Origin of the sequence: Billgrantia sulfidoxydans, assembly GCF_017868775.1 — a bacterium.
In the GTDB taxonomy this organism is placed as follows: Bacteria; Pseudomonadota; Gammaproteobacteria; order Pseudomonadales; family Halomonadaceae; genus Halomonas; species Halomonas sulfidoxydans.
The window spans coordinates 651,971-669,084 of the sequence record NZ_CP053381.1; the positions used below are offsets into that span (position 1 = coordinate 651,971).

General features: G+C 61.8%; 11 protein-coding genes. 8 read left to right on the forward strand and 3 right to left on the reverse strand.

The features are described 5' to 3' along the window. Positions 1–32: 32 nt before the first annotated feature. Genes HNO51_RS03065 through HNO51_RS03075 form a run of 3 tightly spaced genes read right to left on the reverse strand, consistent with a single transcriptional unit; the run spans position 33 to position 2,980 of the window. Positions 33–1,535, reverse strand: coding sequence for a tripartite tricarboxylate transporter permease (locus HNO51_RS03065; RefSeq protein ID WP_209538431.1), 1,503 nt, complete (start codon positions 1,533–1,535; stop codon positions 33–35). Positions 1,536–1,547: 12 nt separating this feature from the next. Beyond that, entirely contained in the window at positions 1,548–1,997 is a 450-nt protein-coding gene (locus tag HNO51_RS03070) for a tripartite tricarboxylate transporter TctB family protein (protein WP_197449581.1), read from the reverse strand. Continuing rightward, positions 1,994–2,980, reverse strand: a complete 987-nt coding sequence (locus HNO51_RS03075; RefSeq protein WP_209538432.1) for a Bug family tripartite tricarboxylate transporter substrate binding protein — start codon at positions 2,978–2,980, stop codon at positions 1,994–1,996. The genes HNO51_RS03070 and HNO51_RS03075 overlap by 4 nt, the downstream gene beginning before the upstream one ends. Positions 2,981–3,123: 143 nt before the next feature. On the opposite strand from HNO51_RS03075, the gene HNO51_RS03080 reads away from it, so the two are divergent. From HNO51_RS03080 to HNO51_RS03115, 8 genes are all read left to right on the forward strand, one after another. Beyond that, positions 3,124–3,792 carry a response regulator gene (locus HNO51_RS03080; RefSeq protein ID WP_209538433.1) on the forward strand — a complete coding sequence of 223 codons (669 nt, stop codon included), beginning with the start codon at positions 3,124–3,126 and terminating at the stop codon, positions 3,790–3,792. After that, positions 3,789–5,201: a sensor histidine kinase gene (locus HNO51_RS03085; protein WP_209538434.1), complete on the forward strand. Its 1,413-nt coding sequence runs from the start codon at positions 3,789–3,791 to the stop codon at positions 5,199–5,201. Before HNO51_RS03080 ends, HNO51_RS03085 begins: the two co-directional genes overlap by 4 nt. After that, on the forward strand, positions 5,198–6,226 hold the full coding sequence (locus HNO51_RS03090) for an ABC transporter substrate-binding protein (protein WP_242597186.1): 1,029 nt from the start codon (positions 5,198–5,200) through the stop codon (positions 6,224–6,226). Before HNO51_RS03085 ends, HNO51_RS03090 begins: the two co-directional genes overlap by 4 nt. A gap of 102 nt (positions 6,227–6,328) precedes the next feature. Then, positions 6,329–7,798, forward strand: a complete 1,470-nt coding sequence (gene guaB, locus HNO51_RS03095) for an IMP dehydrogenase (RefSeq protein WP_209538435.1) — start codon at positions 6,329–6,331, stop codon at positions 7,796–7,798. 95 nt (positions 7,799–7,893) lie between these two features. After that, positions 7,894–9,468, forward strand: coding sequence for a glutamine-hydrolyzing GMP synthase (guaA, locus tag HNO51_RS03100; RefSeq protein ID WP_209538436.1), 1,575 nt, complete (start codon positions 7,894–7,896; stop codon positions 9,466–9,468). 866 nt (positions 9,469–10,334) lie between these two features. Then, positions 10,335–12,467, forward strand: a complete 2,133-nt coding sequence (locus tag HNO51_RS03105; protein WP_242597187.1) for a DNA methyltransferase — start codon at positions 10,335–10,337, stop codon at positions 12,465–12,467. After that, entirely contained in the window at positions 12,467–15,118 is a 2,652-nt protein-coding gene (locus tag HNO51_RS03110; RefSeq protein ID WP_209538438.1) for a hypothetical protein, read from the forward strand. Before HNO51_RS03105 ends, HNO51_RS03110 begins: the two co-directional genes overlap by 1 nt. A 25-nt stretch (positions 15,119–15,143) precedes the next feature. Then, positions 15,144–16,727 carry an AAA domain-containing protein gene (locus HNO51_RS03115; protein ID WP_209538439.1) on the forward strand — a complete coding sequence of 528 codons (1,584 nt, stop codon included), beginning with the start codon at positions 15,144–15,146 and terminating at the stop codon, positions 16,725–16,727. The last annotated feature ends 387 nt before the right edge of the window (positions 16,728–17,114 follow it).

Sequence of the window (17,114 nt, forward strand, 5' to 3'; positions counted from 1 at the left end):
GGGGTATCGCCGGGGCCGGGCCCCGGCGGGGGTCAGGCGCGTCCCAGGCGCGCCTTGACCAGCCTGGGCAGCAGCCACGGCAGCACCAGCAGCGCCGCGGCGGCGATCCACAGGCCCAGCGAGATGCCCGAGCGCCACAGGATCTCCACCTCGCCGCCGCTGATCGACAGGGCGCGGCGCAGGTTCTGCTCCATCAGCCCGCCCAGCACGTAGCCGAGGATCACCGGGGCCAGCGAGAAGCCCAGCTTGCGCAGCAGGTAGCCGAACACGCCGATGACCAGCATCAGGTAGATGGCGGTGAGGTCGGAGTGGAGCTGGTAGACCCCGACGAAGGCCAGGATGGCGATACCCGGCACCAGCACCCAGCGCGGGATGGTCAGCACCCGGGCGAACACACCGGCGAGCGGCAGGTTGAGTGCCAGCAGCACCAGGTTGCCGATGTACAGCGAAGCGATCAGGCCGCCGGCGACTTCCGGGCGTTCGCTGAACATCATCGGCCCGGGGGTGATGTTGTAGAGCATCAGCGCGCCGAGCAGCACGGCGGTGGTGCCGGAACCGGGAATGCCCAGGGTCAGCATCGGCACGAACGAGCCCGCCGCCGCTGCATTGTTGGCCGACTCCGGTGCCGCCAGGCCGCGCATGTCGCCGTTGCCGAAGGTGCCTTCCTTGTCGGAGAGGCGCTTCTCGGTGGTGTAGGACACCGCGCCGGCCACCGAGGCCCCGGTACCCGGCAGCACGCCGATGATGAAGCCGATCAGCCCCGAGCGCAGCATGGCGCCCTTGCAGAAGAGCACCTCCTTGAGGGTGACGAAGACCCGCCCCAGCGGAGGAATGTCGCCGCTGGAATCCTTGCGGTTGGCATGCTCGAGCATCAGCAGGATCTCGCTGATGGCGAACAGGCCGATGATCATCACCACGAAGTCGATGCCGTCGTAGAGTTCGGCCATGCCGAAGGTATAACGCAGCACCCCGGTGCCCGAATCGACGCCGACGGTGCCGATCAGCACGCCCAGCACCGCGCCGATGGCGGTCTTGATCGGGTCCTTGCCCATCATCACCGACATCGAGGCGAAGGCGAACACCATCAGGGCGAAGAACTCGGCGGGGCCGAACATCACCGCGACTTCCGCCAGCAGCGGGGCGAACAGCGTCAGGCCGAGGATGGCGATGGTCGCGCCGACGAAGGAACTGACCGCCGACAGGCCCAGTGCCGGGCCGGCGAGCCCCTGCTTGGCCAGCGGGTGGCCGTCGAGGGTGGTCATGACCGCCCCGGCATCGCCGGGCACGTTGAGCAGGATGCTCGACATGCGGCCGCCGTATTCGGCCCCGGTGTAGATGCCGGCGAGCAGGATCAGCGCCGATTCGGCCGGTAGGCCCAGGGTGTAGGCCAGCGGCATCAGGATGGCGATGCCGTTGATCGGGCCGATGCCGGGCAGGGCGCCGAACAGCGTGCCGAGCAGGGCGCCGAGGAAGGCCAGCCCGAGATTCAGCGGGCTCAGCGCAACGCCGAAGCCCTGGATCAGGAAATCGAACATGAGGGCGTTCCTCTAGAGTAACGGGCGCAGCCAGTCACCGCTGGGCAGCGAGATCCCAAGCCCGGCGGTGAACACGTAATAGCTACCCACGGCCATCAGCACGCCGGTCAGCAGCGCCTTGCCCCAGGGGGCGGCGAAGGCCCGGGCCAGGGCGACCGTCGTCAGCAGTGAGGTAGCGATGAAGCCCAGCCGCGTGAACAGCAGCGCGTAGACCAGCAGCGCGGCGAGCACCGCCAGCAGCTTCACGGCCAGGGAGCGGTCGGGCCAGTGGCCGTTGCTCCCGGGCTTGAGCACCAGCACCAGCGACAGCGCGGCGAGCAGGATGGCGAGAATCAGCGGAAAGGCCTTGGGCCCCACGGGATCGTAGCTGAAGGGCACGTGAAGCCTGGCGGCCTGGACGGCGACGAACGCCGCCAGACCGATCAGGCACAGGCCCAGCACTCGGTCGGCGGCGAGCTTCATTGGCTCAGACCCACTTCATCGGCAAGTGACTGGAACTGCGCGACCTGCTCCTGGACGTAGCTGTCGAAGTCGGGCCCGAAGCGCGACATCGGGAACAGCCCGCGGGCCTCGCGCAGCTCGGCGAACTGCTCCGACTCGGAAAGCTCGGTGAGCCGCTCGACCCAGGCGGCGTAGGCTTCGTCGTCGACCTCGGGTCCCATGTAGTAGCCGCGCCAGATCGGCCACTGCACGTCGTAGCCCTGCTCGGCGGCGGTGGGAATCTCGGCATAGGGGCCGTCCATGCGCTCTTCGGAGAGGGCCGCCAGCACGCGGATCTTGCCGCTCTCGAGCTGCGACTTGAGCTCGGAGAGGTCGCCGGTGAAGACCTGGATGTGGTCGCCGAGCAGCGCCGCCAGCGCCTCGCCGCCACCCTCGAAGGCGACGTAGCGCAGATCCTGTGGCGCAATGTCGGCGGACTTGGCGGTCAGCGCCGCCTTCATCCAGTCCTGGCTGCCGATCGTGCCGCCGGCGCCGAAGGCGATCTCGCCGGGGCTCTCGCGCAGATCGTCCATCAGCTCGTCGAGGTTCTGCCAGGGCGCATCGGCACTGACCACGATGGCGCCATAGTCGACGCCCAGGGCGCCCAGCCAGCGCACTTCGGTGGCGTCGTACTGGCCGAACTTGCCCAGCGCCAGGTTGACCGCCGCGCCGGTACTGGCCGCCACGATCAGGTTGGGGTCGTCCTTGCGCACGCCGTTGACATGGTTGTAGGCCACGGCACCGATGCCGCCCGGCATGTAGGTGACGACCATCGGCTGGTCGATCAACCCGGTCTCCTGCAGGCCGTTGGCCGCCAAGCGGCAGGTCAGGTCGTAGCCGCCGCCCGGCTTGGCCGGGGCGATGCACTCGGTGGAATCGGATTGGGCCTGGGCGCCGCCGGCCACCAGCATGCCGCCCAGCAGGGCCAGCCCGGAGCAGTGACGGAAAGCCTTGTTGATCTTCATGGCGAACTCCTGTTCTCTTGTTCTGGGAATGCGGAGAGGGATTTCCCCGCCTGCCATCGCCGTGGATGCCAGAACGGCCATGCTAGGCGCCCAACCTTTCATCAACCTGTCATCTCGCCACCGCCTCATAGGACTTTGGTCGTATGCGCCTGCTCGTCGTCGAGGACGATCCTCTCATCGCCCGTTCGCTGCACCAGGCCCTGACGCCGCTGGGCAATACCGTCGAAGGCTTCGCAAGCCATGCCGAGGCCAGCGCGGCGCTGCGCCACGACAGCTTCGACCTGATCCTGCTCGACCTGGGCCTGCCCGACGGCGACGGCCTGACGCTGCTCGGCGAACTGCGCGAGCGCGGCGACACCACCCCGGTGCTGATCCTCACCGCCCGCGACGGCATCGACGACCGCGTGCGCGGGCTCGACCTGGGCGCCGACGACTACCTCGCCAAGCCGTTCTCGCTCGCCGAGCTCGAGGCGCGGGTGCGCGCCCTGTTGCGGCGCAGCCAGCAGCGCAGCGACAACCGCCTGCGCCTCGGCGCGCTGTGCTTCGACCCGGCCCTGGGCGTGGCCACGCTGCATGACGAGCCCCTTGAGCTGCCGCGCCGCGAACTGTGCCTGCTGGAAGACCTGCTGCTGCATGCCGGCAGCATCACCCCGCGCGAGATGCTCGAGAACCGGCTGTTCGGTTTCGGCGAGGTGGGCTCCAATGCCCTGGAGGTCTACATCAGCCGCCTGCGCAAGCGGCTGAAGGACAGCGGGCTGCGCATCCGCACCTTTCGCGGCCTGGGCTATCGGCTCGAGGAAGCGCGCGAGTGATCGAGGTCGACGGCACGCTCAAGTCGCGCCTCGCGATCTGGCTGTCGGTCACCGTGAGCGCCCTGGGCGCGCTGCTGCTGGTCGAGGCCTATGTCAGCTCGCAGCGCGCCGCCGAGCGCGCCTACGACAGCCAGCTCGAATCGGCGGCGCTGACCATTGCCGAGGCCGTGCAGTGGCAGGAAGGGCAGCCGGTGGTGGAGATTCCCGCCGCGGCATTGCAGATCATCGCCACCCGCCATCAGGAGCGGGTCTTCTACGCCGTGCTCGACGCCGAGGGCCGGCGGGTCTCGGCCAACCTGGATATCCCCATTGCGGCCGAACGGCGTGCCGAGGTGGCCGAGGGGCCGGTGTGGACGAACGCCGAACACAGCGGCGCCGAGTGGCGCCTGCATGGCTGGGAGTTCGACTCGGCGGGCTGGGAGACCCAGGACCCGGTGCAGATCTGGGTCGGCCACACCCTGGCCGGGCGCCAGGCCCTGGTCCAGGAGCTGTTCGTGGGCGCGGTGAGCCGCTTCTTGGTCATGGTGCTGGTGGCAGGGCTGCTGATGCTGCTGGCGATGCGGGTGGCGTTGAAGCCCATGCGTCGCCTGCGCCAGCTGCTGCGCCAGCGCGAGGCCGACGACATGCGCCCGCTCGATGCGCGGGTGCCGGAAGAGCTGCGCGAGCTGGCCGAAACGCTCGATACCCTGTTCGCTCGCCAGCGAGAGAGCCGCGATGCGCTGCTGCGTTTCACCGCCGATGCCAGCCACCAGCTCAAGACGCCGCTGTCGGGGCTGCAGAGCACCAGCGAGCTGGCCTTGAAGAGCCCCCGGCCCGAGGAGTGGCACCGGGCGCTGGCGGCGGTCCACCAGGGGGCCGAGCGCACCAGCCGCCTGGCGAGCCAGCTGCTCAGCCTGGCGCGATTGCGTCACGTCGCCGATGGCCGTGCGATGAGCCGGCTCGACCTGGCGGCGCTGCTGCGCGAGACCGTGTTCGACTGGGCCGGGCGCGACGTCGCCCGGGGCCACGACCTGGGCCTGGCCGAACTTCCCGCTACCCCGATCCCCGTGCGCGGTGAGCCGTGGGCGCTGCGGGAACTGCTCGGCAACCTGATCGACAATGCCCTGCGCTACACGCCGCCGGGCAGCGTGATCACCCTGGGTCTGGTGCAGCACGCTGGAGCCAAGGGGCGCGCCGGGGAGGTCGAGCTCTACATCGAGGACGACGGTCCCGGCGTGTCCCCCGAGATGCTGGAGCGCCTGCATCAGCCCTTCGAGCGTGGCGGCCGCCAGGACACCGAAGGCTCGGGGCTGGGGCTGGCGATCGTCGACTCCATTGCCCGGCGCCACGACGCCCGCCTGAAGGTGGCGCCGCGCACGCCGCGTGGGCTGCGAATCAGCGTCTCTTTCCCCCTGGAGAACCGACCATGATGCCCCGCTGTTTCCACGCCTTCGCGTTCGTCGCTCTGCTGCTGGCGGCGGCACCGGGCCGGGCGGCGACTCCGCTCGTGGTCGAGGCGGCGCTCGACCGCGAGGTGGTCGCACCGCTGCTGGCCGCCTTCGAGCTGGCGCATCCCGACATCGAGCTGGACTTCCGCGACCGCTCCACGCTGGAGGTCGACGAGCGCGTGGCCGGCGCGGCCCCGGCGCCGGACGTGGTGATCAGCTCGGCCATGCCGTGGCAGATGGCACGCGTCAACGAGGGCTACGCCAGCCGCCTGGATTCGGCCGAGGCGCGGGCCTGGCCGGAGTGGGCCAAGTGGCGCGACGAGGTGTTCGGCTTCACCTTCGAGCCGATCGTCATGGCCTACCGCCTCGACCTGTCGCGCCACATGATGCCGCCGGCCACCCATGCCGACCTGCACACCCTGCTGACCGAGCAGCGGGAACGGCTGCGCGGGCGGGTGACCTCCTACTCGCCGGCACACAGCGGGGTGGGCTACACGCTGTTCCAGCAGGATGCCCGCTATACCACCCGTTTCTGGGACCTGGTCGCCGCCATGGGCAACGCCGAGGCCGTGCTCGAAGCCAACACCCGCGACATGCTCGAAGGCATCAGCGAAGGGCGCTACTGGCTGGGCTACAACCTGCTGGGTTCCTACGCCATGGTGTGGGCCCAGGAGCATCCCGAAGTGATCGTCCAGGTGCCCCAGGACTACTCGCTGGTGATGATGCGCATGGCGTTCATCCATCGGGATGCGCCAAATCCGCGCGCCGCAGAGACCTTCCTCAACTTCCTGCTCAGCCGGGAAGGGCAGCACGTGCTGGCGGGCGAGACCCCGCTGTTCAGCATTCACCCGGAGGTGACCGGCCCCTATACCGCGCAGCGCCTGCGCGACCAGGTCGGCGATCGGCTCTATCCCATTCCGCTCAATGCCTCGCTGCTGGCCTTCGTCGACCCGCAGCGCCGCGACGCCTTCATGCAGCGCTGGCGGCGCGAATTCGAACGCCGTTGACCCGCCGGCGAGCCGGCCTTCGCATTGCCCGGGCCTTGGCCGGAGCGCTATAATGGTCGATTACTTTCCCCACTCCCCCACCAGCACTGGGTGTTGCCGACTATGTTACGTATGGCCCAAGAAGCTCTTACGTTCGACGACGTATTACTCGTACCCGGCTACTCGGAAGTCCTGCCCAAGGACGTCAGCCTGCGGACCCGCCTGACCCGCGACCTCTACCTCAACATCCCCCTCGTCTCCGCCGCCATGGATACCGTGACCGAAGCCCGCCTGGCCATCGCCATGGCCCAGGAAGGCGGCATCGGCATCATCCACAAGAACATGGCCATCTCGGCCCAGGCCGCCGAGGTGCGCAAGGTCAAGAAGCACGAGAGCGTGATCGTCAAGGACCCGGTGACCGTGGGGCCCAAGGCCAAGCTCGAGGACCTGCTGGCGATGGCCCAGGAGTACGGCTTCTCCGGCTTCCCGGTGGTGGAGGGCGAGACCCTGGTGGGGATCGTGACCGAGCGCGACATGCGCTTCCAGCCCAACCACGGCGACCGCGTGACCGACATCATGACCCCGCGCGAGCGGCTGGTCACCGTGCCCGAGGGCACCGCGCTGGACGTGATCAAGAGCAAGATGCAGGAGCACCGGGTCGAGAAGATGCTGGTGGTCAACGACGCCTTCCATCTACGCGGCCTGGTCACCTTCAAGGACATCGAGAAGGCACGCACCTTCCCCAACGCCGCCAAGGACGCCGACGGCCGCCTGCTGGTCGGCGCCGCGGTGGGCACCGGCCCGGAGACCCCTGATCGCGTGGCCGCGCTGGCCGAGGCCGGCGTCGACGTGGTCATCGTCGACACCGCCCACGGCCACTCCAAGGGCGTGATCGACCGCGTGGCCTGGGTCAAGGAGCATTTCCCGCAGATCCAGGTGGTCGGCGGCAACATCGCCACCGCCGCCGCCGCCCGCGCCCTGGCCGAAGCCGGCGCCGATGGCGTCAAGGTGGGCATCGGCCCCGGCTCCATCTGCACCACCCGCGTGGTGGCAGGCGTCGGCGTGCCGCAGATCACCGCGGTTTCCAACGTTGCCGAGGCGCTCAAGGAGTTCGACATTCCGCTGATCGCCGACGGCGGCGTGCGCTTCTCCGGCGACCTGGCCAAGGCCATCGCCGCCGGCGCCAGCGCGGTGATGGTGGGTGGCCTGCTGGCCGGTACCGAGGAAGCCCCGGGCGAGGTCGAGCTGTTCCAGGGCCGTACCTACAAGGCCTACCGCGGCATGGGCTCGATGGGCGCCATGGCCCAGAGCCAGGGCAGCGCCGACCGCTACTTCCAGGACAAGGACGCCGGCGCCGAGAAGCTGGTGCCGGAAGGCATCGAAGGCCGCGTGCCCTACAAGGGCGTGATGAGCGCCATCGTCCACCAGCTGATGGGCGGCCTGCGCGCCTCCATGGGCTACACCGGCTGCCGCGACATCCAGGAGATGCGCACCAAGCCGGAGTTCGTGCAGATCACCGGCGCCGGCTTCGCCGAATCGCACGTGCATGACGTGCAGATCACCAAAGAAGCGCCCAATTATCGGGCAGGTTAACCGCCAGCTCGAAAGAGACAAACGCGGCGGGTATCATCCCGCCGCACGCTTTTGCATCCGGCCCGCCGCCATACGCTGCCAGTAGAGACGACCCGATGACCGACATTCACGCCCACAAGATCCTCATCCTCGACTTCGGCTCCCAGTACACCCAGCTGATCGCCCGCCGCGTGCGCGAGATCGGCGTGTACTCCGAAGTGCGTGCCTTCGACATCACCGAGGAGGAGATCCGCGAGTACGCCCCCAACGGCATCATCCTCTCCGGCGGCCCGGAATCCACCGTGGCGGCCGGCTCGCCCCGCGCGCCCCAGTGCGTGTTCGAGATGGGCCTGCCGGTGCTCGGCATCTGCTACGGCATGCAGACCATGGCGGTGCAGCTCGGCGGCGAGGTGGAAGGCTCCAACAAGCAGGAGTTCGGCTACGCCCAGGTCAAGGTCGACGGCAGCGACGAGCTGTTCCGCGACATCAAGGACCACGTCGACCACGACGGCAAGGCGCTGCTCGACGTGTGGATGAGCCACGGCGACAAGGTCGCCCGTGCGCCGGAGCCCTTCACCGTCACCGCCTCGACCCCGAGCTGCCCCGTGGCCGCCATGACCTGGCCCGAGAAGCGCTTCTACGCCGTGCAGTTCCACCCCGAGGTGACCCATACCCTGCAAGGCATGCGCATCCTCGAGCACTTCGTGGTCGGCATCTGCGGCGCCGAGAAGCTGTGGACCCCGGCACGCATCATCGAAGACCAGATCGCCCGCGTGCGCGACCAGGTCGGCGACCGCCACGTGCTGCTCGGCCTCTCCGGCGGCGTGGACTCCTCGGTGGTGGCCGCGCTCTTGCACCGCGCCATCGGCGACCAGCTCACCTGCGTGTTCGTCGACAACGGCCTGCTGCGCAAGAACGAAGGCGACCAGGTGATGGAAACCTTCGCCCAGCACATGGGCGTGAAGGTGATCCGCGTGGACGCCGAAGACCTGTTCCTCTCCAAGCTGGAAGGCGAGAACGACCCGGAGGCCAAGCGCAAGATCATCGGCAACACCTTCATCGACGTGTTCGATGAAGAGGCCAGCAAGATCGAAGGCGTCGACTTCCTGGCCCAGGGCACCATCTACCCCGACGTGATCGAATCCGCCGCCAGCAAGACCGGCAAGGCCCACGTGATCAAGTCGCACCACAACGTCGGCGGCCTGCCCGAGACCATGAAGCTGCAGCTGGTCGAACCGCTGCGCGAACTGTTCAAGGACGAAGTGCGCAAGCTCGGCCTGGAACTCGGCCTGCCCTACGACATGGTGTACCGCCACCCCTTCCCGGGGCCGGGCCTGGGCGTGCGCATCCTCGGCGAAGTGAAGAAGGAGTACGCCGACATCCTGCGCGAAGCAGACGCCATCTTCATCGAGGAACTGCACAACGCCGACTGGTACCACAAGACCAGCCAGGCCTTCGCCGTGTTCCTGCCGGTGAAATCCGTCGGCGTAGTCGGCGACGGCCGCCGCTACGAATGGGTCATCGCCCTGCGCGCCGTGGAAACCATCGACTTCATGACCGCACGCTGGGCCCACCTGCCGTACGAGCTGCTGGAGAAAGTCTCCAACCGCATCATCAACGAGATCCGCGGCGTCTCCCGCGTGACGTACGACGTCAGCAGCAAGCCACCCGCGACGATCGAGTGGGAGTGAGGCGCGTCTAGGCAGAACGCCTGACACAGCTAAGCTGACCGAGATCAAGGGCTTACCATTTGGTAAGCCCTTTTTCTTTGCAATTCGTTACAGGGTTTTGTTTACTCGGGTTAAGGTCGCCGAGACGACCACCGATAGAACAGGTAGTACAACGCAGACAGGGCTGTCGCAGGGAAATGATGTCATCCCCGGGCGGTAGTGTGCTTTGCCAAATAAAGGTAACTTATACCGATAACGCGACCTTCGTTATAAGCCTAGGAAACTTTTAATGCAGAGTTCTGCTTATGACCCAAAGCGGACATGGTGGAGCGCAGCAGGTGCCCGAATTGGGTGGTTAGGTACTTTCCTCTAATCAGAGCTGTTGATGAATACTTTAGCTCCTTTAGGGTCTGGCGAGGCATATTCTGGTACAATTTTGGCCGGTCTGATTGTGTAGCGTATATCAACGGTACAACAAGTGTATCCATCTCGTGAAAAAAGGTCGAGCTTGCTCCAAAATCACGATTTCCTCAAGGAGCTGCTGACCCTGGCGAAGCAGGTGGAGTCGGTCAATGAAAGGCCAAGGCTAAAGCTAAAGCGGCCCTGATCAAACTGTTCGCCAAGGTGAAGAACGGCAAGACGCCAATGGTGGTCGAGCGGGTCGTGACCGACATCGACGAAATCGTGCGGCTGGTCCGGCTCCCGGCTGAAAAAACACCAAAGCCGGAGAGCGCGGGGTTCAGAAGGCCCTGAGTAGAGTCATTTGCATTAAATATCACGCCAAAGACCTAGAACTATTTGACAGGCATTTGGATATATCCGGCAGTACTATTGAGAAGAGATGGTAATGGGGATTTATGGCTAAAACAGGGCAGGCAAAGAAAACCATGGAAAACTGCAGAGGCGATACCTTTGGCGGTTGGCCTGCCCACACCCTACTGGAGGCGGGCGACATTCCCATTGCCCAAATCGCCGAGCTTGCCTTGCGTGAAGGACAGAGCTCAAACCCTTTGTATAGGGTCCACCGCTGGTTTGCTCGCCGGGTGGGCTCTCAGTTCCGCTCGATCCTCACCGCGCTGACCCTTCCCCCTGGCAAGGCCGACGCTTTTTGGCATACCTATCTCGGCAAGACCTCCGTACATGGCGCAGTTGTTCTCGATCCATTCATCGGCGGCGGAACGAGTTTGGTGGAGTCCATGCGCTGCAACGCCCGAGTGATTGGTTTTGATATCGACCCGGTAGCGACCATTATTACCCGATTTGAATTGGCCGCCTCCCAGATGGAGGATCACTACCCGGAAATCGAGCAGATCTGCAATGAGGTCGCCCAACTAATTACGCCGTTGCACCGGACAATGGTGAACGGCGTCGAACGGGATGTTCTTCATCATTTCTGGGTCCAGGTGAAGCAGTGCTCGAATTGCCAGAGCGATGTAGAGCTCCATCCCCATTTTCAACTGGCCTACTCCAAAGAGAAGGGTCTGCAGTGGGTATTCTGCAAGGACTGTCATGCGGTCCATGAATTGCCGATTGAGCGTAAGGTGCTGCACTGCACATGCGGCAAGCGCACCACTATCAGCGCGGGCACGCACGGGAACGGGATCATGACATGCCCGACTTGCAAGCACACCCAGAAAATCGCAGCGGACGACCTTGACGGTGCCGAACGTCCCGCTTGGAGACTCTTTGCCCAGGAGTATCTGGTCGGAACCGGCAAAAACTGCACAAGGCATTTCAAGCGCGTGGAAGAAGCGGACCAGGCGTTGTACGACCGAGCCACCCGGAAACTACGGATGATAGGAAACGGCTTGCTTGTACCGACGAGAAGCATTCCCCGCGAGGGGCGTTCGGATGGACGACCGCTGATCCACGGGATTCGGCACTACGCAGACTTTTTCAACAACCGGCAGAAGCTTCACCTGCACCTTCTCGGTTCTGCCATCAGCAGAGTGGAAAGTGATGAGGCACGGCGCTGCCTTGAGCTGGCCTTTAGCGAACATCTCACTACGAACTGCATGTACACAGCCTATGCGTTTGGCTATCGTCGAACCAGCCCAATGTTCTCCATCCACTCATACCGGCACATCACCCGTCCGGTCGAGCTCAACCCTTGGCAGGATGGTGTCGGACGGGGAACGTTCATCAACACGGTTCGGAAAATATCAAAGGCGATTGCCTTTGCCAAAGCGCCCGAGGAGCTGCATCCGCAAGGCACCAGAATCGCCTACGAAGATGATTTTCGGCGTGAACAAGCCTGCCTTGGCTCTGTCGATGATGTATTGAACGGCAGCGCCACGGCGGCGATTGAAACGCAGTCTTCCGAGGAACTCCACTTACTACCGGACGGTTCAGTGGATCTCGTGCTAACTGATCCACCTTACTTCGACAATTTGAGCTACTCGGAACTCTCGGACTTTTATTTAGCCTGGCATCAGGCTTTGGGAATCGCACCGCCCCCATATGACGACAACGTCACTCCCGCTCCGATACTACAGAACCTCGCCATCACGCGACGGTCCGGCGAGGCCATTAAGGGATACCAGGAACGGCTTCAGCAGATTTTCATGGAATGCAACCGAGTGCTCAAGCCGGACGGGATCTGCGTGTTCACCTACCACCATAAACTTGCATCGGCATGGGATGCTCTCGGCACGGCTCTGCTTCATTCTGGACTCTCGGTAACCAAGGTTCTGCCTATGCGTGGTGAAGGTCAAGGGGGGCTTCACACTTACGATGGGACCATCAAGTGGGACGCGGTGCTGGTCTGCCGCAAGAAGAGAGGCGTCAACAAGGAGGGCGTTCCAGTCATCAGCGAAACCGCCTTCAAAGACGCCATCTTGGAGGCGGGCTCTCATTTTGAGGTCTTGTCCACCCATAAGCGGATCGGCTTTAAAGCACCTGATTTCAGCAACTTGGCTCGGGCGTTGGTCGTCAGCAGAAGTTTCTTAGGCGAGGCGGACGCCAGCACACGACTGATATCGGATGCATTGAAGAACATACCAACCCCGGGAGAGTTGTGATGGCGAAACTTGATAAAGGAACGCTTGCCCTAACATTCAAATTCGACTGCGACCGGTTTCTCCGATTTCGTCTGGCCAGCGATGTTGAGAGGGACTCACTTGGCGTCTCAGCCGAAACCTACAAACGCCCTGGTATTGAACTTATCAAAGCGGCCGGGCGGCGTTGGGAAGCCGACAAGTATCAGGATCTGATTGATACCTCGGATGATGGGAAAGTTGTGTTCCTGCTCGAGGACAAGATCGATGATCTTCTGGGACGGAAGCCCTTCAAAAAGATCCAGAACCTTTTTGACATCCTCCGGCAACAGGAACCACCCCAGGCAATTATCGAGGCGGAATTTACGGTTCCTACAAACATTACTCCCGGTCTTCAAAAAGCATACGACGATTTCGGTCTAGATCAGGTAAGAGTGCGCCCGGACATCCTTTGGATTCGTCCAGGCGGTACTGGTGCTCCACTGATCGGTAATGGAATTGTGCCTGAATACGAAATCCATATCATCGACGTAAAAATGGCTGCGGAACCATCACTACGGCACTTTACAGAGGTGACCTACTACGCTCTGGCATTGGCCACAGCCATCCAGCAAGAAGGGCTTGGCAGCAGATATGCCGTTTCGGCAGAAGGCACCATCTGGCCAGGAAGCCACGACATCAACGCGTTCAGGAACCTAGTCCAGCTATATCAGGCCAAGGGAGCCACAGATCCCGTTTCCGAAGCCCTCAGCGAGACGCTGATTCGGGTTCCGTATGAAGTCTATGAAGTCCACGTGCAGCAGTTTTTCGAGGATCGTCTTCTCCGGGTTCTGCAGACCGATATGGAGGATGCCAGTTGGCATGTCGGCCCCAAGTGCCAGCTTTGCGACTACGTTCGCTACTGCCGAGACAAGGCATCCGAATGCGATCATCTTTCCCGGCTGGCCTGGCTCAATCAGGGGCAGGCGGAACTGCTCCGTTCAAATGGCATCACCACTACGGCGGAACTGGCCGAAGCTGTTACTACCGCCGATGATCGGTGGCAATCCGTTATCGACTCCAGCCACCAGTTGCGGGCGGATGGGCCAGCGCTGGCAACTCGCGCCCGATCCCTGACCGAGGGGGCGCCCTTGCCGGTCGACGGGAGGCGCAGTGCGATGATCCCTGCCTGGACTGACCAAAGTATCTTTATCACGATCCATTTCGACCCGGGCTCTGGTATCTCCTTTGCCTTGGGCGCGACGCGGCTCTATTTCCCACACGGCCGCAAACCGGGCGATCCACCGGTAACGAACGAAAAGATTTTCATCGTCGACCGTGTCGATGCGATGAACCCGGAAACGGAACGCGAGAGGCTGAAGGAATTTGCGACTGTAGTTTCTGAATGGTTAGAGGAGGTGTCGACCCTCAACAAAGGTCTACCTGCCCGTGACCGTCTCTCTTCCCATATCTTCTTCTGGGACATGCTGGAGGTGCGTCAGCTCAAGCGCATGTTCGAGCGTCATATGCAGAACCCTGACGTGATCGAACTGATTGAGGTGCTTACCCGTTTCTTCCCGCCGGACAGCCTGCTGCCCGATCCGGATGCCTTTAAATCCCAGCCTGGGACAATCGTCAAAGAAGTTCTTCGAATGCTTGTTGGCCTGCCGGTTGCCCACGATTACTCCCTGTTTGATGCTGCGAACAGTTTCTTTCCAAATATCCGGGAGGATGGCACCCCGTATAAGTTCGGCCTGCCTTTTGGATTCGCTACCCCAATGAGTGATCAGATTCCTTTCGAACGGGCCTATGAGCTGTGGCAGGACAAAATCTTCGTCCGCCATTTCAATAAGCTTTATCCTACTGATCCATCCAAGTGGCGGCGCTACACCCGGGACGAACTCTACGATGGTATCAAGCAGGCTACGAAGGTTCACCTGCAAGCTTTGCAGCACATTGTCCGGAGACTGCGTGAGAACTACAAAGACCGGTTGGTGCTGAAAAAGAGCGGTTTCTCTTCCGCAAGATCCTCTCAGGCAAGCGTGCCGGAGGCGGCAAGAAGCTTGATCGCCTTTGAGAAGCTCAATGTTGCGTGCCAAGAAATGGAAAACCGGAACACTCGCTCACTGCCTGTCGATGAACGGGAAGCGAGGTTTTTTTCGATACGCGGGTTGACCTTGAAGCTTCAAGTAGAGGCTGATCCGATCATCGATGAGATCAAGTTTGTGAATCCACAGTACCAACACGAAACGCTTTATGTTTTCGATTTTTCCCCGACTAGCAGAGATTCCCGAATCAAGGAAGGTGAATTTACCGTCGCCCTATCCAACGAGAATGTATACGTGGATCTCGACGAACCATGGCGTCAGCGACTTGGATTGGGCTTCCAGGATGCAGAGGAACTGCTGGGTGAACACGGTCTTACCGAGCGGTGGATGACAAACAAGTCGATAGGTGCATTGCTTCAGGTAGAGGTCATTCGGCTGGAGGCCATGCAGGACAATCCCTATTTGGTCCTTAAGCCGGGTCACCAGGGGCTCTTTCAGTTTGCCGTCGCGCAAGGACTCGTGGCACTCGACTCACCGCTTGTCCTCGATCCGGTGTATCGGGATTTCTCAAGTGACAGGATAGAAAAAGCATTGAGATCTGTCGGCGGCAAGGCAGCACCGATTAAACGTCCCAGGAAGCGGAGGTAAGGCAATGGCTAAGAGACCGACAAAAATGACTGAACCAGCCCATAGCCTGATGTATACCCCCGGCTCACTGGCGGCAGGAAAAACCTTCTCTGATACCAACCAGCTATACGCGAATGTAACTCCATATCTGAAGGATGCCTTTAACGAAAAGCAGGAATCCCTTTTCCACGATGCATTCAGAAACAGGATTTCTTTGCTTTGGGGGCCGCCGGGAACGGGAAAGACCACGGTCTTGGCCGGGACTATTCTCGGGTGGGTTGAGCATTACGCCGAAGCGGGAATTCCGCTGCGTATCGGTATCGGGTCCAGTAACTACAACGCTATCGATAATGTCCTCAACGAAGTCCTGGAGCTGATTAACAGACGGACGGCCACGGTCGGAGTGTTAGCTTGTCCGGTTCGTGTCACAAGGGTGAGGAGCGACTCATCTGCGCCTCCCTTAAGTGATCAGATCGAAGATATGCCGAGGACCTCCGCAAGGGCTCAGGGATTTGTGAATTCCCTGAAAGGCGACGACCCCGGGATCATCATCGTCGGTGGAACCTGGCAACAGCTTGGTCGACTGGCCGAGAAAGACCACCAGGATAGTGAGCCGACCGCCGAATGGTTTGACCTGCTGGTGATCGATGAGGCGTCACAGGTTCAGGTTGCTGCGGCTGCGGCCTACTTTCTGCTTTTGAAGTCTGATGGGCATGTTGTCCTCGCGGGTGATGACCGGCAGCTCGGGCCGATCTACGGCTTCCAGATGAAGGACAGCGTTCAAGGGCTGTTTGACTGCATTTTCTCTTACATGAAGGAGACTCACGGCATCACTCCGGTGCAGCTTAAACACAACTACCGGACCAACGTGGAAATTTCCGCATGGCCCTGTAAGCGTTTTTATCAGAACGAGTACGAGGCGTTCTTCCCGGAGAGAAAACTGGATCTCACCATCAATTTTGATGGAAGACCTACCGACTGGCCTGAGCAATTGCCATGGTCCGACCAGTTCCTCCGCATTCTTGATCCAGCCTGCCCCGTAGTGGTGATTAGCTACTCTGCCAACACTTATACATTGTCGAATCCTTTCGAGGCGCAGATCGTTTCCACTTTGACCCTTTTGTACAAGAAGCTGGTTGATGCGCAACAGGTCGGAGTAAGTACTCAAGAGTTTTGGACACAGAAAATCGGCATCGTAACTCCCCATAGAGCCCAGATGGCATCCATCAGAAACCTACTTGTGGATGCGGCCGGCATGACGATGGACCCACCACCATTTGTGGACACTGTGGACCGGTTCCAGGGCCAAGAACGCGATCTTATCCTTTCCAGTTATGTGGTGGCTGACCGGGATTTTGTTGCATCTGAAGATACGTTCATCCTAAGCCCGAGACGATTCAATGTGACGCTGACGCGAGCAAGAAGCAAGTTTGTGATGCTTATCAGCGACGCGCTACTCCAGTATCTGCCATCCGATCCAGACGTGGCCCGTGACGCTGCTCACCTGCAGCTCTTCGCAGAACAGTATTGCAACTCGGTATGCGATACTATCGATTTGCCGTTCTTTGAACGCGGTGCTCTGTCGAGCATGAGATGCAAATTAAGGGGGCGATACGAGAATGGTGCTTGATGAAAACAATGCCGATCTATTTGTAGAAGTACGGTGGGTTACTGAACAATACCTTCCGTGCTTGTATAGATTGATTACGACTCGAAACCGAGGAAACGCATGCTTTTTATTCTTTTACTTTTCAGGGGGAGGGTAGTCGTGAGGTGTTTGGTACGGCTCTGTGTGGTACAGATTTGTCGAGAGCTGAAATATTTCAAGGCGCAGTTCATGTCATTGGCAGAAATATCTGATGTAATTGTTGCAGAGCTTCAAGAGCTGCTGGTGGAGGGGCTGCACACGTATAGAAAACGGCCGAATTTCGCACGCCACCAACCAGTCAGCACTATCTTCGCGAGTCAGATGCGAACGGTCTGAGTTTCGGTGGCTATGCCTAGGTGAAATCTCGCG

Excerpts from the sequence above, each read along its gene's own strand:
- HNO51_RS03065 (WP_209538431.1), bottom strand. The coding sequence starts at position 1,535 with ATGTTCGATTTCCTGATCCAGGGCTTCGGCGTTGCGCTGAGCCCGCTG.
- HNO51_RS03070 (WP_197449581.1), bottom strand. The coding sequence starts at position 1,997 with ATGAAGCTCGCCGCCGACCGAGTGCTGGGCCTGTGCCTGATCGGTCTG.
- HNO51_RS03075 (WP_209538432.1), bottom strand. The coding sequence starts at position 2,980 with ATGAAGATCAACAAGGCTTTCCGTCACTGCTCCGGGCTGGCCCTGCTG.
- HNO51_RS03080 (WP_209538433.1), top strand. The coding sequence starts at position 3,124 with ATGCGCCTGCTCGTCGTCGAGGACGATCCTCTCATCGCCCGTTCGCTG.
- HNO51_RS03090 (WP_242597186.1), top strand. The coding sequence starts at position 5,198 with ATGATGCCCCGCTGTTTCCACGCCTTCGCGTTCGTCGCTCTGCTGCTG.
- guaB (WP_209538435.1), top strand. The coding sequence starts at position 6,329 with ATGTTACGTATGGCCCAAGAAGCTCTTACGTTCGACGACGTATTACTC.
- guaA (WP_209538436.1), top strand. The coding sequence starts at position 7,894 with ATGACCGACATTCACGCCCACAAGATCCTCATCCTCGACTTCGGCTCC.
- HNO51_RS03105 (WP_242597187.1), top strand. The coding sequence starts at position 10,335 with ATGGAAAACTGCAGAGGCGATACCTTTGGCGGTTGGCCTGCCCACACC.
- HNO51_RS03110 (WP_209538438.1), top strand. The coding sequence starts at position 12,467 with ATGGCGAAACTTGATAAAGGAACGCTTGCCCTAACATTCAAATTCGAC.
- HNO51_RS03115 (WP_209538439.1), top strand. The coding sequence starts at position 15,144 with ATGACTGAACCAGCCCATAGCCTGATGTATACCCCCGGCTCACTGGCG.